The organism is Croceibacterium aestuarii, from assembly GCF_030657335.1.
In the GTDB taxonomy this organism is placed as follows: domain Bacteria; phylum Pseudomonadota; class Alphaproteobacteria; order Sphingomonadales; family Sphingomonadaceae; genus Croceibacterium_B; species Croceibacterium_B aestuarii.
In genome coordinates, this window is record NZ_CP131039.1 from 405,396 (window position 1) to 425,321 (window position 19,926).

Below are 19,926 nucleotides of genomic sequence, written 5' to 3' on the forward strand. Positions count from 1 at the left end.
ATCGCATATTGCACATGGCGCAACTCCATTGTTTTCTATCGTAAAATAACCTCGTGAGACCTGAAAGTCGGTTCACGTTGCGGTGCACCATTCCTTTTTCGGAACCGCCAGAGAGCGCGTGACACCCCGATTTTGAGACGCTAACCAGCCGCCATGCAGAAACTCTATCCATCCGCCGCCGCCGCCCTCGACGGGGTGCTGCGCGACGGCATGCTCATCGCCAGCGGCGGCTTTGGCCTGTGCGGCGTCCCCGAACGGCTGCTCGAGGCGATACAGGCAAGCGGCGTCAAGGACCTGACTTTCGCCAGCAACAACGCCGGGATCGACAACGAGGGCATCGGCAAGCTGCTGCGCACCAAGCAGGTGAAGAAGATGATCTCGTCCTACGTCGGGGAGAACAAGGAGTTCGAACGCCAGTACCTCGCCGGCGAGCTTGAGGTCGAGTTCTGCCCCCAAGGCACACTGGCCGAGCGCATGCGTGCCGGCGGCGCCGGCATCCCGGGGTTCTACACCAAGACCGGCGTCGGCACGCAGGTCGCCGAGGGCAAGGAAGTGAAGACCTTCTACGGTGAGGACTACATCCTCGAACGCGGCATCTTCGCCGACCTCGCCATCGTCAAGGCGTGGAAGGCCGACGAGACCGGCAACCTGGTCTTCCGCAAGACCGCGCGCAACTTCAACCTGCCCGCCGCGACTTGCGGCAAGGTCTGCGTCGTCGAGGTGGAAGAGATCGTGAAGCCGGGCGAGCTCGACCCCGACTGCATCCACCTGCCCGGCGTCTACGTCCAGCGCATGGTGCTCGGCGCGCCCTACGACAAGAAGATCGAGTTCACGACCACTCGCGAGCGGGAGACGGCCTGATGACCACGCACGACCACCTCGCAAAGGGATGGACCCGCGACCAAATGGCCGCCCGCGCAGCCCAGGAGCTGGAGGATGGCTATTACGTCAACCTCGGCATCGGCATCCCGACCCTCGTCGCCAACCACATCCCGGCCGGCATGCAGGTCACGCTGCAGAGCGAGAACGGCATGCTCGGCATCGGCCCCTTCCCCTATGCGGGCGAAGAAGACGCCGACCTGATCAACGCCGGCAAGCAGACCATCAGCGAGCTGCCGCACAGCGCTTATTTCGACAGCGCGGCCAGCTTCGCGATGATCCGCGGCGGTCACATCGATCTGACCGTGCTCGGGGCGATGGAGGTCAGCGAGAATGGCGACATCGCCAACTGGATGATTCCCGGCAAGATGGTCAAGGGGATGGGCGGCGCCATGGATCTCGTCGCCGGGGTCAAGAAGATCATCGTGGTGATGGAGCACGTCAGCAAGAACGGCGATCCCAAGTTCATCCCCGAATGCACGCTGCCGCTGACGGGGACCAATGTGGTCGACATGATCATTACCGACCTGTGCGTCTTCCACCGCCCCGACCACGATAGCCCGTTCAGGCTGGTCGAACGGGCACCGGGCGTGACGGCCGAGGAAGTGGCCGAGAAAACCACCGCACGCTACGTGACCTGATCCGCCTGCGCTGACTGGTCGCCCACTTGCAGATCCGGCGCAGTGGGGATGACCGCCGACCATCGCAAGCCTGACGGGGTGAGTTCCCGTTCCACGCGGCCGCCGGTCGCTCCGGCAAAGATGCGGGTCAGGAGCGCCGTGCCGAAGCCTTCCTTGTCGCTCGCCGCTGGCGGGGTTGGCGAATGTTCGACCCAGGCGATGCGGAGGTCGCCTGCCCGATCCACCTGCCATGCCAGCTCGACCTTGCCCTCGGCTTGCGCCAGTGCGCCATACTTGAGCGAATTGGTGCCGAGTTCGTGAAGCGCGAGAGCGAGGTAGGGCGCCGACCGTCCTGGCAGAGTGGCCTCGTCCCCACTGACGTCGACAGCGCTCAAATGGCGGAGATTCGCCTCGGCGATGGATTTGACCGAAACGCGGTCGTTGGGACTGGCCAACAATGAATCCTGTGCATGGGCCAGCGTCGCGAGGCGCTCAGACACCGAACGCACGAAGTCCGGATCCACATCGGCCGTGCGGGCCGACTGCTGGATGATGGCCTGCGTTACCGAATAGATGTTCTTCACCCGGTGAGCCAGTTCGCGCGCCAGCACTTCGAGCTTGTCTTCGTTCAGCTTACGCGCCGTGACGTCGAGCGCGCTGGCGATTACCCGGGGCTCGTCGCCACCCGCCTCGGTACGGCAGGCCTGGATCTCCCACCAGCGCCTCTGGCCCTCGACCGTGAAATCGATCTCGGTCGCCGCCGGCTCGCCGGTCTCGAGAACACCCTTTAGAATTGCTTCGACCCTCGCGCCGAGCTCTCCGCCGACAAATTCCGCGGGCGTCTTGCCGAGGCAGGCATCGGGCAGATTGTGGGCCCAGGTATAGCGAAGGGTGCGGTCGTGTTCCGACATGGCCAGGCCGGAAATCCGGCTCGCCAGCTCGAACCTGCGGGTCGCGGCGTTCGCCAGGCGAAGGCTGCCAGCCAGTTCCCGGTTGCGCGTGTCCAGGTCCGCCTGAATATCCTTGAGGTCGGTCACATCCTGATTGACGCCGATCATCCCGAGAAAGACGCCCTCCTTGAAATACGGAGCAGCATTGGTTCGCAGCACCCGGATGGCACCGTCCGCCCGCCGGTACCTGGCCTCGCAAGTGAACGCCTGGCGGTTGGCCATGCCCTCCTGAAACGGACCGAACACGAGTTCACGGTCTTCGGCGAGCAACGTCGAGGACCAGTCGAACGCGTCGAGCACGGGATCCTCGACACCCCAGAATTCCCTTTGCGCCCGGTTGAGAAAGACGCAGCGTCCGTTCTGGTCGCCCCGCCAGAGCATCGCCGGGGTTTGTTCGATCAGCGCTTTCAACCCCGACGCAGTCTCAGGCACTTCGTGCTCCTCAAAAACCGGAAAGCCGCACTATCGCCCCTTTGCCTACCGGTCCAGTTAACGGTGCGTGCTTGCCTGGCCACTCGCGCTTTCACTGCAGGCGGACGCGCTGCGCGCATCGCCTTGGGAAAAGTGCCGCAAGCTGGGATGATAGGCGAACTTCGCTAGTGAAACGGACTCCGAACCGGCTATGCCCGCACAAACGGGAGCGGGAGAGTTCTGCAAATGAAAACGCGCCGCGACGCGCCATGGCTGGCCTTGGCCATCCTGACCGGCATCGCCACCGTCGGCTTCGTCGACCGGATCGTGGTCAACGTGCTGGTCGAGCCGCTGAAATTGGAATTCGGTCTCAGCGATACCCAAGTCTCGCTGCTCGGCTTCGCCTATGCCGCGGTCAACATCGGTCTCGCCATCGTCGTCGCTCGGCTTGCCGAGCGCGTCCGGCGCCTGACGCTGATTTCGGCCGGCACGATGTTGTGGTCGCTCGCCACCGCGGCCTGTGGCTGGGCGGGGACCTGGGCGCATCTCCTGCTTGCACGCGTCGGAGTCGGCGTCGGGGAGGCGGTCGGGCTGCCGGGCAACCAGTCGGTCGTCGCCGACTACTTCGCCGCGAACAAGCGCGGCCTTGCCATGTCGATGCTCATGCTCGCTCCGCCGGTCGGCGCCTTCATCGGCTACGTGGGCGGCGGCGCCATCGCCCAGTCCTACGACTGGCGTTTCACCTTCCTGATCGCGGCGATTCCGGGCGCGATCCTCGCCGTGCTGGCGTGGCTGTTCGTCGCCGAACCGCCGCGCGGCCGGCACGACGCCGGTGCCAGCGAAGAGGTGCCCTCGCTCGGACGGGTGGTCGCGAGACTGTTCGGCCTGCCCAGTTCGCGCAACCTGGTCATAGGCTCGGCCATCGCGGCAACGCTGGGCTTCGGCATCAACTACTTCTTCACCTCGCTGATGATGCGTCAGTTCGCGCTCGGCATCGGCGAGGCGGGGCTCTACGCCGGGGTCATCGCCAGCCTGCCCGCGGCGATATCGGTGGTGCTGTCGGGCTGGCTTGGCGACAAGTTCGGCGAGAAGCACCCGGCGGCCTACGCCCTTGTACCGGGAGTGTGCCTGCTCGTCGGCGGGCCGCTCTATGCCTTCTCCATCACCCGCGGCGACCTGACCGTGCTGCTCGCGCTGGTCAGCGTCTCGACCGTTTTCATGTTCGGCTATCTCGGCATCACCTACGCCGCGCTGCAGAACCTTATGCACCCGCGCATGCGGGCGACCGCCAGCGCGCTGCTCGGCATGGTCTACGGCGTGGCCGGCGGTTTCGGGCCGCTGGCCGTCGGATACCTCAGCGATACCTTTTCGCTTCGCTATGGCCCCGCACAGGGCCTCACTTACGCCATGGCGCTTTCGGCGCTGGCCTACCTGTGGGCCGGAACCCACTACCTGCTCGCCGCGCGCCACCTTGCGGCGGACCAGGCAAAGGTCCGCGGTGAAGGGGGATGAGTCAGAGCAGCGCCTCGATCTGGTCCATCGTGTCGCTCATGGTCGCCACGAAGTCCCGGTAGACGTCGGGCTTGGTCATATCGAGACCGGCCTTCTTCTTGAGGATGTCGACCGGATAATCCGATCCGCCCGCCTTGAGGACCGCGAGGAAGGCATCGCGCTCGGCCTGGCCGCCCTCAAGGATCGACTTGGCGAACCAGGTGCCGGCGGAGATCGAGGTGGCGTACTGGAACACATAGTACGGCGTGCCGCGGAAGAAGTGGCTGATGTACGACCATTCGTGCGCCACGTTGTCGGGCAGGATCATGTCGGGTCCGTGATAACGGCGTAGCAGGTCCATGTAGAGTTCGGCGAACTTGCGACCCGAGAGCCCCTCGCCGTTCTCGGCCAACTCGTGGGCTTTCAACTCGAACTCGGCGAACATCGTCTGGCGGTAGAAGGTGCCGCGGGCGTTCTCGAGCTGCTGGCCAAGGTAGAACAGCTTCTCTTCCTTGGTGCTGGCGCGTTCCATCATGTAGCGGCTGAGGAAAACTTCGTTCACCGTTGAGGCGATCTCGGCGATGAAGGTCGCATAGCTATAGGTCTCGTATGGGTTCTGCGCCTTCGACAGCAGCGTGTGGATGGCGTGGCCCCATTCATGGGCGTAAGTGGACAGCCCCTCGTAATCCTCGCCCAGGTTGAGCAGCAAATAGGGGTGTACGTCGTAGATGCTGCCGTTCATGTAGGCGCCCGAGCGCTTACCCGGCCGCGGACGCGGATCCATCCATTTCTTGGTCGTCGCTTCGGTCAACAGGCTGACGTATTCGGGCCCAAACGGGGCCAGCGCCTGCAAGGTGATGGTGCGCATTTCCGGCAAGGTGAACTTGCGGTCGAGCGAGACCAGCGGCGGATAGATGTCATAATAGCCGATGTCGGGCAGGCCGAGGATTCGCCGGCGCAGGTCGAAATAGCGATGCAGCTGCGGCAGGCCCTTGTTGGTCTCGTCGACCAGTGTGCGATAGACACCCTCGGGGATGTTCGGCCCGTCGAGTGCATAAGCCAGCGTGTTGGGATAGTTGCGCGTCTTGGCGCGAAACACGTCGCCCTTGATCTTCGAAGCATAGGCCGCACCGAGCGAGTTGCTGAAGGCGGCGTAGGAATCCCAGAATTCGGCGAACACCTTCTTGCGATCGTCGCGGTTCTCGGTGCCGCGGGCGAGCGTGTATCCTTGGTCGTCGAGCCGAATCTCGGTGTCGTCACTCAGGGTCACGGTTGGCCGCGGCATGTCCGATGCAACGAGTTGCCCGCGAACGTCCGCCGGGCCGTTCAGCGGTGCGCCGGCCGAAGCCAGGATCGCTTCGCCGGAGGCATCGAGCGTGTGCGCCGCTCCGCGCAATGTATCGCGCAGGCCGAAGGCGAAGCGGGCCGCGAGCGTCGAGTTCTGGGCAATGAAGCTTTCGACCCGGTCTTGACCGAGCGCGAGGATTTCGGGCGACGTCCACGAGGTCGCCTCGCTCAGCGCGGTGAACATGTCCGAGGCCTGGCCGAGCCGTTCCTGGTTTTCCGCCACGCGCACGTCGGCATCCGCGTTCAGCGACGAAAAAACGTAAACCCTGACCGCCGTCTTGGTGACATCCGAGATATCCACCATGGCCTTGGCCATAGCCGCCGCACTGTCGCCGAGGTGACCTTTGTAGGCGGCAAGACGCGGGAGCGCGGCGAGCACATCCTTGCGTGCGGCGTCCCATGCCGCCCAATCGGGGTAGATTTCGCTGAGATCCCAATCGCCGCCGGCAGCGCCATCGGCGGCCTGGGCGAGAGCCGGAAGCGAACTGGCGGCGAAAGGCATGGTGGCGGCCAGAGCCAGGATGCTGCGACGATCGGTGTGAAGCATGTCATATGTTTCCATTGGCGCCAGGCAGGCGCGTTCATGGCGCGCAGGCTAGCTCACCGCGCGTCATGGGCAAGGGCGCTGACGGGCTTCGACGAAGGCAGGCGGGCATTGGTCGAACGCCCGCCCCGATCAGCCTATGGCGGCCTTGAGATCGTCGACCAGATCGGTCTTTTCCCAGGGAAAGAAATCGCCTTCCGCCTTGCGCCCAAAATGGCCGTAGGCCGCGCTCGCGCGGTAGATCGGCTTGTTGAGCCCGAGGTGCGTGCGGATGCCGCGAGGTGTCAGCTTGCCAAGCTTGTCGATCGACTTGATCGCCTCTTCCAGCGCGCCGTCTTCGACCGTACCGGTACCGTGGGTGTCGACATAGAGCGAAAGCGGCTCGGACACACCGATGGCATAGGCGAGCTGGATCGTGCAGCGCTTGGCCAGGCCCGCGGCGACCACGTTCTTCGCAAGATAGCGTGAAATGTAAGCGGCCGAGCGGTCGACCTTGGTCGGATCCTTGCCCGAAAACGCCCCGCCACCGTGCGGCGCAGCGCCGCCGTATGTGTCGACAATGATCTTGCGCCCGGTCAGGCCGGCGTCGCCGTCCGGGCCGCCGATCTCGAAGCTACCGGTGGGGTTGATGTGGTAGACCGTCTCGTCGCTCAGCAGCTCGGACGGAAGGACATCGGCAACGACCTTCTTCACGTAGTCTTCGAGTTCGGCCTTCTTGTCGCCCTTATCGTAACCTGGCGCGTGCTGGGTCGAGACGACGATCGCGGTTGCTGCGACCGGCTTGCCGTTGGCGAAGCGCAGCGTCACCTGGCTCTTGGAATCCGGCTCGAGGAAGGGCGCCGCTCCGCTCTTGCGATCCGCCGCCATGCGGTGGAGGATCTTGTGGCTGTAATCGAGCGTCGCCGGCATGAGGTCGGGCGTTTCGTCGCAGGCAAAGCCGAACATGATGCCTTGGTCGCCGGCGCCCTCGTCCTTGGCCTCGCCGGCATCCACGCCCTGCGCGATGTGCGCGCTCTGGCCGTGCAGCAGGTTTTCGAAAGTCAGCGTTTCCCAGTGAAAGCCGTCCTGCTCGTAGCCAATGTCTTTCACCACGCCGCGCACGGTGCGCTCGATTTCCTCGAGAGCGCCCGGCGCCCAGGCGCCGTTTTCATAGACCCCCTTGCAGCGAATCTCGCCCGCGAGGACGACCCGCTGAGTGGTGGTAAGTGTTTCGCAGGCGACGCGCGCTTCCGGATCCTTCGCCAGGAAGAGGTCCACAACAGCATCCGATATCTGGTCCGAAACCTTGTCGGGATGGCCTTCGGACACACTCTCGGACGTGAACAGGTAGCTGTTGCGCATCGGGTTATCGTTCCTTTCAGGGAATGGGCTCTCAGGACGAATTTTCGTAAGCCGTCTAACGATCCCGCTGCCGCGTTACAACAAGGCCGGCCAAAAGAAAAAGCAGCGCCCAGCCAAGGGCCAGCAGGTTGCCGGTACGAGCGAAGAGCGTCGGCGGCGCGGGGGGCGGAATCGTGCCGTCCATGCGCCCTGCCCGCAGGCGGCCAATGTGATCGCGAACCACGCCGCGCGCGTCGATGATTGCGCTGATGCCGGTGGTCGTGGCGCGCAATATCGGCAAGCCTTCCTCGATCGCCCGCATGCGCGCCTGCGCGAGGTGCTGCGGCGGGCCAGATGGACCGAACCACCCGTCGTTCGACGGATTGAAGATGTAGTCCGGGCGATGCGCTGCATCGACGACCTGACCCGAAAAGACGATTTCGTAGCAAATCTGCACGCCGGCCTTCCCGAGCCCGCCGAGATCCAGCGTCCGCGGCCCCGGGCCGGGCAGGAAATCGAGCGCTCCGGGCACCAGCCGCGTCGCGCCGAGCGGTTCGAGAAGCCAGCGCAGCGGAAGGTATTCGCCGTAGGGCACCAGGTGCGCCTTGGCGTAGGAGGCGACGATCGCGCCCGCGGAATCGACCGCGGTCACGACATTGAAGGCGCCTACGGCACGGCCATCCTCGATCTTCAGGTCGACCGTGCCCGTCAACAGCGTGCTACCCGGCCCGATGGCCTGACCGATGCGCCTTCGCGCCAGCGCCGGATCGGCGAACGCCGTCGCCGCGTCGTAAAAGCGCTGCGGATAGCCGTCCTCGAGATAGTCAGGGACGCCGGACTCGGGCCACAGCAAGAGCCGCTCCGCGCCAGGATCGTGGGCCGTGCTGAGTTGCACGGTCTTGCGAAAATTGTCCTCGTAGAAACGCGGATCGTCGAGTTGCTCTTGCCGGATATCCGGTTGGACCAAGGTAAATCGCGTCGAGCCCGGCGCTCCGGGACCGGCGGGCAGGTACATGCCGGCGCCCAGGAGCGCCGCAGCGAGACCAAAGGGCAACCAGCGCCGGCCCGCGAGCGCCGCTGCCAGCAGCACCGATACGAGAACCGCAACGCCGGACAGCGCGTACGTACCCATCCACGGGGCAATCGCGGCCAGTCCCGGGCGGTCGAACGGCCCGAGCAAGACCATGGCGAAGGGATTCCACGGGTAACCGGTGAAGAGCCAGCCGCGCAGCCATTCCGACAAGACCCAGCACCCGGCAAACGCGAGCGGAAACGCGATTCGGCCGGCGAGTGCACGGGCCCCCGCCGCGGCCAGGGCCGGGAAGACCGCGAGATACAATGCCAGCAGCGGCACGGCGATCCAGCCGAGCGCAGGCGGCATGTTCGCCTGGTAAGTGAATGCGGTGGCGATCCACGCATTTCCGAGGGTGAAATGCCCTATGCCGAAAAACCAGCCAGTCACGGCTGCCTGGCGCCAGCCCGGGGCGCGGGGGAGCAGCAGCGCGAAGCCGCCCATGGCGAGGAGCGCGAGGGGCCACAATCCCCACGGCTGGAATCCGGTCGCGGCGAGAACGCCGAAACCGAAAGCGGCAATCCGCGGCCTGTCGGGGAACCAGGTCAGCGCGCGCGAAAGCCGCTCCATGGCTTAGCCGTGCGCTTCGAGAGCCTCTTCGTCGCCGCTCGGACGGCGGCTCCGGGTGCGGCGACGCGGACGCTCCTCCTGGCCGTTGTCTTCGCCCTGGCTGCCGTTGTCCTTGCCGATCGCAGGAGGCAGGCTCGAAGGGTCGAGACCGCCGGAATCGCTGTCGTCGGCCTTCTTGCGCGGACGTCCGCGGCGCGGTTTGCTATCGCGCACGAAGGGATTGTCGCCCTCGCTCTCGTCCTGCTTCTTGTCCGAGGCTTCGTCGGCCTGCTGGCCGCGATCGCCATCGTTGTCGCGATCGTCACGGTTGCGGCGGCCGCGCTGGCTGCCGCCGCGGTCGTCGCGCGACTGGCGCTCGTCCTCGCCGTCATCGTCGTCGTTGTCGTCGTCGTCGCGGTCATTGTTGCCGCGCGAACGCTGCTGTTCGTCCTTCTGCGTCTTGATGTCGGCGATGACGCGGAAATAGTGATCGGCAAATTGCAGATAGTACTCGGTCTGCACGCGGTCGCCGTTGAGCGAGGCGTCGTGCGCCAGTTTCTTGTACTTCTCGAGCATCTGCGGCGCGTTGCCCCGCGCCCGGCTGTCGATCCGGTTGCCCTGGTTGCCGCCACCCGGGCCGCGATTGTTCCGGCCGCGGCGGCGATTGTTGTTTCGATTTTGACTCAAGGGAAATTCGCTTCCTTGTTGCGGCAGGCAAACGTGCCCTCGCCCGACCTTAGACCCCTCGTCACGCGCGCGCTGGGGCGCCTGCGTGTACCCACCTTGCACATGCCAGTTGCGGCCTGCGCCGCACTCCACGCAATTGATGGGGTTAGACCCGGCCCTGGCCCGATTGCCGTCGGCCGCTGGTCTGGACTTAGAGGTAGCTACTCCATCGCGCTTTGCCAAGTGCTTAATCGCAGGACCAGAGCGCGCGGCCGATCGGCGAGATCGCGGTGCAATTCGCTGGAGAATCCATGGCGGCGCGCGAGTTCGGCCACAGCATCCGCCTGCGCGGCTCCGATTTCGAGCACCGCCGCACCGCCCGTGGCCAGCAAATCGGAAATTTGCGGGATGAGCACTGCGTAAGCGTCGAGGCCCTCCGGCCCGGCATAGAGCGCACCGGCCGGTTCGAAATCACGCACCGAACGATCGAGATCGGCACCGGTCTCGACATAGGGCGGGTTGGCGATGACCAGGTCGAACCGCCCGAGGTCGTCGCTCCAGCCCGGCGCGTTCCAGTCGGCAACGCGCAGCTCGCAGCGCCCGGCCAGACCGAGGTGCGCGGCATTCTTCCTCGCTACGGCGACCGCCTGCGTTGCGCGGTCGATTCCGACACCCGCTGCGGCCGGCCGCTCGTGCAAGAAGGCCAGCAACAGGGCGCCCGACCCGGTGCCGCAGTCGAGCACCGTGGACGCCGAGGGCGCGGCCTCGAGCGCGGCGCGCAGTGTCGTTTCGCTGTCGGCACGCGGGATCAGGACGTCGGAAGACACGGCGAAGGGCAAGCCGAAGAACTCCTGCACTCCGACGATGTAGGCAAGCGGCTCGCCGCGCTCGCGGCGCGCGACCCAGGCCTCGAACCCTTCGGGCTGCGGCTCGGCCATGCGCTTGAGCAGGAGTTCCGACCGCGAAACGCGCAAGGCGTCGGCCATGAGGAATTCGGCGTCGAGCCGCGCGGTATCGGAAACGCTCCCCAGCCGCCGCGTCGCGTCGCGCAGCGCTTCGGCGACGGTGATCATCAGGCGTCCATGGCCGCCAGGCGCTTGGCTTCGTCTTCCGCAATCAGCGCATCGATCATTTCGCCCAGACCATGTCCGGCGAGCACTTCGGGCAGCTTGTGCAGCGTCAGGCCGATACGGTGGTCGGTGACCCGGCCTTGCGGGAAGTTGTAGGTGCGGATGCGCTCGGAGCGGTCGCCAGAACCGACCATCGCCTTGCGCGCCGCGGCCTCGGCGCCTTCGACCTCCTCGCGCTTCTTTTCGTAGATCCGCGCGCGCAGCACCTGCATCGCCTTGTCGCGGTTGCGGTGCTGGCTGCGCTCGTCCTGCATGGCGACGACGATACCGGTCGGAATATGGGTCATGCGCACCGCGCTGTCGGTCTTGTTGACGTGCTGCCCGCCGGCGCCGCTCGCGCGGTAGATATCGATGCGCAGGTCCTTGTCCTCGATATGGACCTCGACCTCGCTGGGCTCGGGCAGCACGGCGACGGTCGCCGCCGAAGTGTGGATGCGCCCGCCGCTCTCGGTCACCGGCACGCGCTGCACGCGGTGGACGCCGCTCTCGAACTTCAATTTGGCGAACACGCCCTTGCCGGTGACGTTGGCGACCACTTCCTTGAAGCCGCCGATCTCGTTGGCGTTGATACTGACGGTCTCGACCTTCCAGCCCTGCTCGGCGGCATAGCCTTCGTACATGCGGAACAGGTCGGCGGCGAACAGCGCGGCCTCGTCGCCCCCGGTGCCGGCGCGGATTTCGAGCATTGCCGGACGCTCGTCGGCGCTGTCGCGCGGCAGCATGGCCAGCGCGAGCTTGCGCTCGGCCTCGGGCAAGGCGCGGCGCAGTTCGCCGAGCTCTTCTTCGGCCATTGCGCGCATTTCCGGGTCCTCGGTCAGCGCGGCGAGTTCGGCGATCTCGGCGCGCATCTCGCGCACTTCGGCCGCCGCCCTGGCGACCGGCTCGAGCTCGGCATAATCGCGGCTGGCCTGAACGAACTCCTCGCCTTCGAGCGTGCCCGAAGCCATGCGCGCTTCGAGCTCGGCGAAGCGATGGGTTAGCTGGCGCAGGCGTTCTTCGGGGATGGTCATGCCGCGGCCATCGTCCCCGGGACACGCAAATTACACCCTGTCACCATGCTACAACAAGGTTCATCGCTTTGATTCATAAGAATATTATGGTCGAAAGCCACAGGTTACACTTCGCGGGAAATCGGACGGGAAATTTGGGGGCTCAGTCATTTGTCATGCCCGATAGACGCGAAGGGGGGCTGTAGGAAAGAGCGACGATGAGAGAGCGCGGCAGAATTGCCCCGACTGCGATTCGCACACGACGCCATCCCGGACCCGTTCCGGGATAGTGGTTTTCTTTCCGCGATCTCCGGCAAGTAGCGCGGCCCCGGAACAAGTCCGGGGTGACTGAGGATGGTGGCTATAGATAAGCCTCGCCATGCTGAATTCGTTTCAGCATCCATCGTGCCTCATGCTCGGGTTGCGCGAGTGGAGAAATGGACCCTGAAACAAGTTCAGGGTGACTAAGCGGGCTTCTGGCCGGACTGGTCATGACAATATGTAGGGCTTCATCTTCAGCCACTCCTGCTCGACTTCCGCCGCATCGGGATCGCTTCGCCGGACATTTGCCGTTGTACCGTTCAGGTCAGATCGCAGGCTGACGATACAAGTCGCGCCGCTCTTTACGGCCTTGTCGAAGCGTTTGCGTGTAGACCCGCTGACTATAAGATCAGCGGAATAGCCAAGCTCACGGAATCGCGCCGTGGTCTTAATTGCCGCAGGAATCATATCGTCGCTTTCGGCGACAACGACAACGTCGGCATTTGGCTCCCCCCGCTCCCCTACCAGCATCGCCAGCCGCTCGATCCCCGCAGCCCAGCCGACTGCGGGGGTCGGCGCGCCGCCGAGGCTTTCCATCAGCCCGTCGTAGCGCCCGCCGCCGAGCACGGTGCTCTGGCTGCCCAGGGTATTTGCCGAAACCGAACCCTCGTCCGGGATGAACTCGAAGGCGGTGTGACGGTAGTAGTCGAGACCGCGCACCAGTCCCGGCGAACGGATCCACTTCACGCCGGCGGCATCGAGGCCGCCGGTCACCGCGGCGAAGAAGGCCTGAGCCTCGTCGCTGAGAAAATCGTCGATCTTGGGCGCTTCGGCGACGAAGGCCTTGTCGCGCGAATCCTTGGAATCGAGGATGCGCAGCGGATTCTTCTCCAGCCGCTCCTGCGAATCTTCCGACAGCTCGCCCTTCACGGCGCGGAAGTGACCCAGCAGCGCGGCGCGCCAGGCCTCGCGGCTGTCGGCGTCGCCGAGCGTGTTGAGGTGCAGCGTGACGTCGGCGATGCCGAGTTCCTTCAGAAGCTGGTCGGCCAGCGCCAGCAATTCGACATCGGCCTGCGGCTCGGCGGCACCGATGATCTCGGCGTCGATCTGGTGGAACTGGCGATAGCGACCCTTTTGCGGGCGCTCGTAGCGGAACAGTGGGCCGTGGGTGGCAACCTTGAGCGGGGCGTATTGCTGCCAGCCGTCGGTCAGGTAGGCGCGGGCGATCCCGGCGGTGAATTCGGGGCGCAGGGTCAGCGATTCGCCGCCGCGATCCTCGAAGCTGTACATCTCCTTGGAGACGATATCGGTCGTCTCGCCGATCGAGCGCGCGAAAACCTCGGTCCGCTCGAACACCGGCATCTCGACCCGGCGGAAGCGGTAGAGCTTGCGCACCCGCTCGAAGGTCTCGACGACGTACGCGAAGGCCTCGGCGTCGGGGCCGAAGATGTCCTGCGTGCCGCGGATCGGGCGAGGGGTTTCGACTTTGCTCATTGCGCGGCGCGCTTAGCGCCAAACGCCCCGGCTCGCCAAGCTCCCTGCGCAATAGATGGTTGCAATCGAAATTACCGCGCGCCAAGGGTTGGGGGATGCAGACGAGATTCGTGGTCGCCCCACTCGCCGTTGCGGCGCTGATTGCCGTTGTTCCCAACACCTCCGCTGCCCAGGAGGCACTGCGTTCGGCGCCCGTCGCCACGGCGCTGCCCGATCCGGTTCCCGCTGCCCGCGACGTGCCGTTTCCCGGCACGGTGAAGCTGGATATCGACGCGACCGACCTGACCCGCGGTATCTTCCGGGTGAACCAGGTGTTTCCCGTGCCTCCCGGGACCAGCGACATGATCCTGCTGCTGCCCGAATGGATCCCCGGCAAGCATGCCAGCCGGGGCATGACCAACCTTCTCGCCGACGTCCGCTTCGAGGTCGACGGCAAGCCGGTCGCCTGGACCCGCGATCCGGTGACCGTCGCCGCCTTCCACGTGCCCGTGCCCGCCGGTGCGAAACAGGTCTCCGCCTATTTCGTGCACACCAGCCCGCTGCAGAAGAGCGAGGGGCGCATCGTGATGACGCAGGAAATGCTCAACCTGCAATGGGATTCGATGAGCCTTTACCCCGCCGGCTACTACGTGCGGCAGATCAAGGTGAATCCGACGGTCACGTTCCCCGCCGGGTGGACAGTGTTCACCGCGCTCGACGGGCAGAAAGATCTCGGCAAGGCGACGACCTGGGACACGGTCGCCTACGATACCCTGGTCGATTCCCCGGTCTTCGCCGGCAAGCATGCGGAGCAGTTCGACCTCGGACATGCCATCCGTCTCGACGTCGTGGCCGACGAGCCCGACTTGCTCGAAATCGAGCCGGCGCACCTCGCGACCTTCCGCAAGCTGGCCGACGAGGCCCTGGCGCTGTTCGGGGCGCGGCACTTCGATCATTACGATTCGCTGCTCGCGCTGACCGACCGCATGGGCGGTATCGGGCTCGAACATCATCGCTCGAGCGAGAACCAGTATTATCCCAAGACGCTGGTCGACTGGGATGCGATGGGCTGGGACCGCAACGTGATCGCGCACGAGCTGGTCCATTCGTGGAACGGCAAGTATCGCCGCCCGGCGGGGCTGTGGACACCCGATTATCACCAGCCCAAGCAGGGTGAGCTGCTGTGGGTCTATGAAGGCCAGACGCAGTTCTGGGGCAATGTCCTGGCCGCACGGTCGGGCCTGCAAGCCAAGGACGTGGTGCTCGGCGCACTCGCCAACCAGGCCGGCTATTACGCCACCCAGCCGGGGCGCGAATGGCGGCCGGTGGTCGACACCACCCGCGATCCCATCATCAACGCGCGCCGGCCGCTGCCCTATTCCTCGCTCTCGCGCAGCGAGGACTATTACAACGAGGGGATGCTGGTGTGGCTCGAGGCCGACCAGATCATTCGCAAGGGCACCGGCGGCGCCAAGGGAATGGACGACTTCGCCCGCGGGTTCTTCGGCGTCAACGACGGCGACTGGGGCGAGCTGACCTACACCTTCGACGACGTCGTGGCCGCGCTGAACGCGGTTTATCCCCACGACTGGGCAGGGTTCCTCACCAAGCGCTTCTACGCCGCCAACCAGCCCGCCCCCCTCGCCGGGCTCGAGAGCGCCGGTTATCGGCTCGTCTGGAAGGACGAGCCCAACCCCTACGAGAAGGGGCGGCTGGAGCATTCGAAGGACATCAACCTGACCTATTCGCTCGGCTTCACGCTCGACAAGGACGGCAAGGTGAAGTCTCCCATCTGGGATTCGCCGGCGTTCGACGCGGGGATCGTAACCGGGGCGGAAATCGTCGCGGTCGATGGCGAGGCGTTCTCCAAGGATGTCATTCTCGATGCGGTCAAGGCGGCCAAGGACGGCAAGAAGCCGATCGAACTGCTGATCAAGCGCGGCACGCGGTACCTGACCGTGCCGGTCGATTACCACGGCGGACTGCGTTACCCGTGGATCGAACCGGTCGGTGCAGGCGAGCAGCCGCTCGACCGCCTGCTCGCGCCGCGCACCGGCGAGCCGGCGCAGGGCTGATCGGCTCGCCTATTCCGCCGCTTCGAGGAAGCGGTCGTCGATGCTGGCTTCAGCCTCCCAGCTCTTGAGTTCGGGCAGGACCTTGGCGGCGAACAGCTCCATGTTCTTGCGCGCCTCGTCCTGCGGCATGCCGCCGTAATAGACGTGCGGGAAGAAGCCCTGCGGAGCGAACTGCTCCTTCAGTTCCCACATCCGCTCGAGAATCATCTGCGGGGTGCCGGTGACCGCGCCCTTGGCGAAGTTTTCGACGTAATCGTCGACCTGCTCGGGCGCGAGAACCATGTTCTCGTAGTGCTCGTAGCCCTTGATGTGCGGGAACTTGCCCGGGGTATCGAGGTGGTAGTTGCGGATCGCCGCGCGCATCGTGTTGGCGAGATACATCTGGCCCTGTTTCTCGGCGTATTCGGCGCTTTCGTCGACGTAGTAGTTGCCGCCGAGCATCGGCGGGGGCGGGCTCGAATCCGCGCCGTGCACTTCCTTCCATACCTCGGTGTACTTGTCGGGACCGACGTCCTTGCCGCGCTGCGGCAGCATCAGGATCATGTTCCCGCAGCCGAGCTTGGCCGCCATGTACATCGAGTTGCCCGACAGGCTGCCGCAGAACTTGCGTCCCTCGAAGCTCTTGATCGGTCCCGGTCGCAGTTCCTGCCGCGGAATCTTCCCGAACGCGCCCTCGCCCTCGATCACGCCGCTCTCGAGCGCGGGGACGACCACTTCGAGGATGTCGTTGTAGAGCGCGCGGCTCTTGTTCATGTCGATCCCGAGCCCGGCGAACTCGTGCTGCGCGAGGCCGCCGCCGAAGCCCAGGATGGCGCGCCCGTTCGAGAGGATGTCGAGGTTGATGATCTTCTCGGCCAGCCGCGCCGGATTGTGCCACGGCACGATGATGCACTGCGTGCCGAGCTTCACGTGCCGGGTCTTCGCGGCGATATAGGTCAGCAGCTGCAGCGGGTCGTTCGACATCGAATAGGTCGAGAAGTGGTGTTCGGTGATCCACACTGAATCGAAGCCCAGTTCCTCGGCGTAGACGAGGTTGTCGACCTCTTCGCGCACGAAGCGCGCGTCGTCGTACTCCCTGCCCCGCTGGTGGGCGAAACCGGTTGCCAAGCCTACGTGCATTTTCTCTCTCCGCAGGTCCGTCGCTCCCGGACGGACTTTGTCAAAGTCAACAATGCCCCAATCGGACGGGATTCGCAATTGCCGGGTGGCGATATGCGCCCCGGGGCGCTAGGGGCAGCGCGCGCCGGCGTGGGGAGAGGGTCCGGCCCGAGCAATTGCAAGAGAGACCGATGCGTATCGACCTGATCCCCGTGGGCGATAATCCGCCCGAAAGCCTCAACGTCATAATCGAAGTCCCGACCGGCGGCGAGCCGGTGAAGTACGAGTTCGACAAGGCCAGCGGCGCGCTGTTCGTCGACCGCATCCTGCACACGCCGATGCGCTATCCGGCGAACTATGGCTTCGTGCCGCACACGCTTTCGCCCGACGGCGACCCGCTCGACGCGCTGGTCATCGCCCGCAGCCCGTTCATCGCCGGCTGCGTGGTGCGCGCCCGCCCGATCGGCGTGCTCAACCTCGAGGACGAGCACGGCGGTGACGAGAAGCTGATCTGCGTGCCGATCGACACCACCTTCCCGTACTATTCGGACGTCGCCGAAACCAAGGACCTTCCCTCGATCATCTTCCAGCAGATCGAGCACTTCTTCACGCACTACAAGGATCTCGAGGCCGAGAAATGGGTCCGTGTCGGTGAATGGGGCGATGCCGCCGAAGCGCGCAGGGTCGTGGTCGAAGCGATCGAGCGGGCCGAGGCCGCCAAGGGCTGAACCCTAAGCGGGCCGGCGGGGCCTCTGCTTGGCCGAAACCGACTTGATGATCAGGCGCCCCCGGTGGTCCGGCGCCAGCGGCGGATCGGCCAGAGCGAGCGCCTGCTCGATCAACGCCTCGACCTCCGCCCGCTGGAAGTCTTCCAGCCGGCGCATCTTCACATGGCGCACGGTCGATCCGCTGCCCTCGAGCAGTCCACCGGGGTCGTCGAGCCGCGGCCCGTTGAAAAAGAACAGGCTCACCCACCGCGGATAGAATGCGAGCGAGAGGATGACATGTCCGGCGCTCTCATCGGGCGCGAAACCTGCGGCCAGCGCATTGTAATTGTCGTAGACGAGCACGTTGGCGTGCGGGAGCCGCGTGCGAAGATCGGCGAGGACGGCGCGGCCGAGCGCGGCCACTTCCGGCGCATAGCGATCGATGAAGGCCTCGAGCCGCCGGTGTGCGTCCTCGCTCACTCGATCGGCCGGTCCGAATCGAGCAGGTCCTGCTCCTTGCCGCCTGCGCCCGACTCGCGCTCGCGATCCACCATCTCGGCTATTTCGTTCTGCGGGGCGACGTCTTCGGTTTCGACCGGCACGACAGGCGGTTCGGGCGGAGGCGCGGGTTCTTCGGCCGGCTCCAACGCCGAGCCCCGGACGATGGGAAGGGGCGGCGTGCGCGCGTCGAAGCGCAGACGGTAGATGGGTTCGGGCAGGACGAATCCGGCGTCTTCGAGCGCGGCCTTGACCGCCGCGATGGCGTTGCTGCGCGCCTTGTACCAATCCGCCTCTCGCTGATCGATCCAGCCGAGGAAGCGGAGGATGATGTTCGAATCGCCAACTTCCATGATCCGCGCCTCGGGCCCGGGCTCGGGCAGCACGAAATCCAGCGTGGAGAGCGTCTCCCGCCCTAGCCGCCGTGCGGCGGTAGGATCATCGTCGGCGTCGATGCCGAGGTCGAATTCGAACCGCCGCTGGGGGTTGCGGGTGTAGTTGAGGATCACCGCCTTGAAGACGGCCGAATTGGGAATCCGCAGGTGGTTGCCGTCGAGCGTCATGAGGATCGTCGCCCGGCTGGTCAGGCGGATCACCCGCCCCTCGTGCTGGTCGATCACCACCCATTCGTTGGGGCGGAACGGCTGGCGCAGGCTGAGCATGAGCGAGGCGACGTAGTTTTCGATCGTGTCCCGCATGGCAAAGCCGAGCGCGATGCCGACCACGCCCGCGCCCCCGAGAACCGCGCCCATCAGCGCACCGGCGCCGAGCATGTTGAGCGCGACCACCAGCCCGGCGATCACGAAGACAAAGCGCACTGCGCTGGCAAGAAGCTCCGCGAGGAAGGAATTGGGCGCGAGCCGGTGCCACATGCCGCCCAGCCCGGCGATGAGATAGCCCACCAGCGCAATGACCAGCCAAACCAGCAGGGCGGCGCCGACCAGCGGGAGCGTCGCGGCGAAGTCAGCGAATTTCTGTGTGACCTGCTTGATCCCGGCGGTTGCCCCGCCGACCGAAGTGTCGCGCTCGATTCTATTCTCGATGGTCACCACCCCGGCGACTCGCGATGCTATCGCCTCCGCCCGGTCGCGGTTTTCGAAGTCGGGCACCGTGCCGGACAGTGTGACCACGCCCTCGCTCACCGCCACATCGACGTTCGCCAGATTGGGCAGTTCGGAAAATATTCCGCGAATGCGTTCGGCGATCTTGTTGTCGGCCTGGCTGTCGCGTTCGGCCGAGATCGACGACGCGGCTGCCGTCGCAGCCTGGGTCGGAGCGCTCCCCGGCACAAGCGCCTGTGCTGGCGCCGCAAGGCAGAGCGCCAGCGCGGTGAGCAACAAAAGGCGCCGGGCCAGTGCAAGGCCGAAGCGAGCAATTCGGGAGATCATGGCGGCCAGCCTACCTGCCGCCGGGCGATCAGAACAGGGCGAGTATGCCCTTGACCAACGCGGTCACGAGGAGCGGAAGTCCGATTGCGGACAGCCACAGCCCCAGCCGGTCGCGATTGAACAGGTGCTGCAGCTCGGCATCGCTCGCGCCGCCGGCGGCGAGCCTCTCCCAACGTTTTTCGAACAAGCGGCAGGCCGGGATGACCGCGGCGACGAGGAAGACGAGGCCGAAGTAAGGCAGAATCGAGCCGTGGTGGCCACTGAGCGCCTGCATGGTCACGAAGATGTGCAGACCGGTATAGACCAGCAAGGCCGCGGCGATGTGATCGCTCATTCGCTTGGGCCAGTCGACTGCGTGAGGGCGTTCACCGCCCAGAGTGCCAGCCTGTTCATGCCACAAGGCCTTTGCCATGCGCCTCTCCTTTCCCCGTCCCGAACCGCCACTATTTCAAAGCTGA

At 65.4% G+C, this 19,926-nt stretch carries 17 protein-coding genes; 5 read left to right on the plus strand and 12 right to left on the minus strand.

Features of this window, described 5'->3' with window-relative positions:
- Nucleotides 1–153: 153 nt before the first annotated feature.
- Nucleotides 154–861 (plus strand): CoA transferase subunit A, encoded by a 708-nt coding sequence (locus Q7I88_RS01825; protein ID WP_305097335.1) that lies wholly within the window; start codon nucleotides 154–156, stop codon nucleotides 859–861.
- Entirely contained in the window at nucleotides 861–1,520 is a 660-nt protein-coding gene (locus Q7I88_RS01830; protein WP_305097336.1) for a CoA transferase subunit B, read from the plus strand. The genes Q7I88_RS01825 and Q7I88_RS01830 overlap by 1 nt, the downstream gene beginning before the upstream one ends.
- On the opposite strand, the gene Q7I88_RS01835 is transcribed toward Q7I88_RS01830, so the two are convergent.
- Nucleotides 1,508–2,881 (minus strand): sensor histidine kinase, encoded by a 1,374-nt coding sequence (locus Q7I88_RS01835; RefSeq protein WP_305097337.1) that lies wholly within the window; start codon nucleotides 2,879–2,881, stop codon nucleotides 1,508–1,510. The two genes, Q7I88_RS01830 and Q7I88_RS01835, sit on opposite strands and share 13 nt — an antisense overlap.
- A 225-nt stretch (nucleotides 2,882–3,106) precedes the next feature.
- Between Q7I88_RS01835 and Q7I88_RS01840 the strand changes: the two genes are divergently transcribed.
- Complete coding sequence (locus Q7I88_RS01840; protein ID WP_305097338.1) at nucleotides 3,107–4,372, plus strand: spinster family MFS transporter; 1,266 nt, start codon at nucleotides 3,107–3,109, stop codon at nucleotides 4,370–4,372.
- Between the two features lies 1 nt (nucleotide 4,373).
- On the opposite strand, the gene Q7I88_RS01845 is transcribed toward Q7I88_RS01840, so the two are convergent.
- The 7 genes from Q7I88_RS01845 to hisS all read right to left on the minus strand — a co-directional run bounded on the left by Q7I88_RS01845 (nucleotide 4,374) and on the right by hisS (nucleotide 13,723).
- On the minus strand, nucleotides 4,374–6,245 hold the full coding sequence (locus Q7I88_RS01845) for a M3 family oligoendopeptidase (protein ID WP_305097339.1): 1,872 nt from the start codon (nucleotides 6,243–6,245) through the stop codon (nucleotides 4,374–4,376).
- Between the two features lie 129 nt (nucleotides 6,246–6,374).
- Nucleotides 6,375–7,583, minus strand: coding sequence for a methionine adenosyltransferase (gene metK, locus Q7I88_RS01850; RefSeq protein ID WP_305097340.1), 1,209 nt, complete (start codon nucleotides 7,581–7,583; stop codon nucleotides 6,375–6,377).
- Nucleotides 7,584–7,638: 55 nt separating this feature from the next.
- Nucleotides 7,639–9,204: an apolipoprotein N-acyltransferase gene (gene lnt, locus Q7I88_RS01855; RefSeq protein ID WP_305097341.1), complete on the minus strand. Its 1,566-nt coding sequence runs from the start codon at nucleotides 9,202–9,204 to the stop codon at nucleotides 7,639–7,641.
- A 3-nt stretch (nucleotides 9,205–9,207) separates the two neighbouring features.
- The gene (locus Q7I88_RS01860; RefSeq protein ID WP_305097342.1) at nucleotides 9,208–9,870 is read right to left on the minus strand and encodes a DUF4167 domain-containing protein; all 663 of its coding nucleotides are present in this window, start codon (nucleotides 9,868–9,870) and stop codon (nucleotides 9,208–9,210) included.
- Between the two features lie 200 nt (nucleotides 9,871–10,070).
- Nucleotides 10,071–10,922, minus strand: coding sequence for a peptide chain release factor N(5)-glutamine methyltransferase (gene prmC, locus Q7I88_RS01865; RefSeq protein WP_305097343.1), 852 nt, complete (start codon nucleotides 10,920–10,922; stop codon nucleotides 10,071–10,073).
- Nucleotides 10,922–11,989 (minus strand): peptide chain release factor 1, encoded by a 1,068-nt coding sequence (gene prfA, locus Q7I88_RS01870; RefSeq protein ID WP_305097344.1) that lies wholly within the window; start codon nucleotides 11,987–11,989, stop codon nucleotides 10,922–10,924. The genes prmC and prfA overlap by 1 nt, the downstream gene beginning before the upstream one ends.
- Nucleotides 11,990–12,457: 468 nt before the next feature.
- Nucleotides 12,458–13,723 carry a histidine--tRNA ligase gene (hisS, locus tag Q7I88_RS01875; protein WP_305097345.1) on the minus strand — a complete coding sequence of 422 codons (1,266 nt, stop codon included), beginning with the start codon at nucleotides 13,721–13,723 and terminating at the stop codon, nucleotides 12,458–12,460.
- Nucleotides 13,724–13,818: 95 nt separating this feature from the next.
- Here hisS and Q7I88_RS01880 point away from each other — a divergent pair, with 95 nt between their 5' ends.
- A complete protein-coding gene (locus Q7I88_RS01880) occupies nucleotides 13,819–15,777 on the plus strand; it encodes a M61 family metallopeptidase (protein ID WP_305097346.1) in 1,959 nt (652 codons plus the stop codon).
- Nucleotides 15,778–15,786: 9 nt separating this feature from the next.
- On the opposite strand, the gene Q7I88_RS01885 is transcribed toward Q7I88_RS01880, so the two are convergent.
- The gene (locus tag Q7I88_RS01885) at nucleotides 15,787–16,896 is read right to left on the minus strand and encodes an LLM class flavin-dependent oxidoreductase (protein WP_305097347.1); all 1,110 of its coding nucleotides are present in this window, start codon (nucleotides 16,894–16,896) and stop codon (nucleotides 15,787–15,789) included.
- Nucleotides 16,897–17,066: 170 nt separating this feature from the next.
- On the opposite strand from Q7I88_RS01885, the gene ppa reads away from it, so the two are divergent.
- The gene (gene ppa / locus Q7I88_RS01890) at nucleotides 17,067–17,603 is read left to right on the plus strand and encodes an inorganic diphosphatase (protein WP_305097348.1); all 537 of its coding nucleotides are present in this window, start codon (nucleotides 17,067–17,069) and stop codon (nucleotides 17,601–17,603) included.
- Between the two features lie 3 nt (nucleotides 17,604–17,606).
- On the opposite strand, the gene Q7I88_RS01895 is transcribed toward ppa, so the two are convergent.
- The 3 genes from Q7I88_RS01895 to Q7I88_RS01905 are packed head-to-tail and all read right to left on the minus strand — an operon-like array spanning nucleotide 17,607 to nucleotide 19,880.
- Nucleotides 17,607–18,062, minus strand: coding sequence for a DUF1801 domain-containing protein (locus Q7I88_RS01895; RefSeq protein WP_305097349.1), 456 nt, complete (start codon nucleotides 18,060–18,062; stop codon nucleotides 17,607–17,609).
- Nucleotides 18,059–19,468, minus strand: a complete 1,410-nt coding sequence (locus Q7I88_RS01900) for a mechanosensitive ion channel family protein (protein WP_305097350.1) — start codon at nucleotides 19,466–19,468, stop codon at nucleotides 18,059–18,061. The genes Q7I88_RS01895 and Q7I88_RS01900 overlap by 4 nt, the downstream gene beginning before the upstream one ends.
- Nucleotides 19,469–19,496: 28 nt before the next feature.
- On the minus strand, nucleotides 19,497–19,880 hold the full coding sequence (locus tag Q7I88_RS01905) for a hypothetical protein (protein WP_305097351.1): 384 nt from the start codon (nucleotides 19,878–19,880) through the stop codon (nucleotides 19,497–19,499).
- Nucleotides 19,881–19,926 lie beyond the last annotated feature (46 nt).

Bases quoted from the DNA above. Each gene is read 5' to 3' on its own strand.
- Q7I88_RS01825 (WP_305097335.1), top strand. From the start codon at position 154: ATGCAGAAACTCTATCCATCCGCCGCCGCCGCCCTCGACGGGGTGCTG.
- Q7I88_RS01830 (WP_305097336.1), top strand. From the start codon at position 861: ATGACCACGCACGACCACCTCGCAAAGGGATGGACCCGCGACCAAATG.
- Q7I88_RS01840 (WP_305097338.1), top strand. From the start codon at position 3,107: ATGAAAACGCGCCGCGACGCGCCATGGCTGGCCTTGGCCATCCTGACC.
- Q7I88_RS01845 (WP_305097339.1), bottom strand. From the start codon at position 6,245: ATGCTTCACACCGATCGTCGCAGCATCCTGGCTCTGGCCGCCACCATG.
- metK (WP_305097340.1), bottom strand. From the start codon at position 7,583: ATGCGCAACAGCTACCTGTTCACGTCCGAGAGTGTGTCCGAAGGCCAT.
- lnt (WP_305097341.1), bottom strand. From the start codon at position 9,204: ATGGAGCGGCTTTCGCGCGCGCTGACCTGGTTCCCCGACAGGCCGCGG.
- prmC (WP_305097343.1), bottom strand. From the start codon at position 10,922: ATGATCACCGTCGCCGAAGCGCTGCGCGACGCGACGCGGCGGCTGGGG.
- prfA (WP_305097344.1), bottom strand. From the start codon at position 11,989: ATGACCATCCCCGAAGAACGCCTGCGCCAGCTAACCCATCGCTTCGCC.
- hisS (WP_305097345.1), bottom strand. From the start codon at position 13,723: ATGAGCAAAGTCGAAACCCCTCGCCCGATCCGCGGCACGCAGGACATC.
- Q7I88_RS01880 (WP_305097346.1), top strand. From the start codon at position 13,819: ATGCAGACGAGATTCGTGGTCGCCCCACTCGCCGTTGCGGCGCTGATT.
- Q7I88_RS01885 (WP_305097347.1), bottom strand. From the start codon at position 16,896: ATGCACGTAGGCTTGGCAACCGGTTTCGCCCACCAGCGGGGCAGGGAG.
- ppa (WP_305097348.1), top strand. From the start codon at position 17,067: ATGCGTATCGACCTGATCCCCGTGGGCGATAATCCGCCCGAAAGCCTC.
- Q7I88_RS01900 (WP_305097350.1), bottom strand. From the start codon at position 19,468: ATGATCTCCCGAATTGCTCGCTTCGGCCTTGCACTGGCCCGGCGCCTT.
- Q7I88_RS01905 (WP_305097351.1), bottom strand. From the start codon at position 19,880: ATGGCAAAGGCCTTGTGGCATGAACAGGCTGGCACTCTGGGCGGTGAA.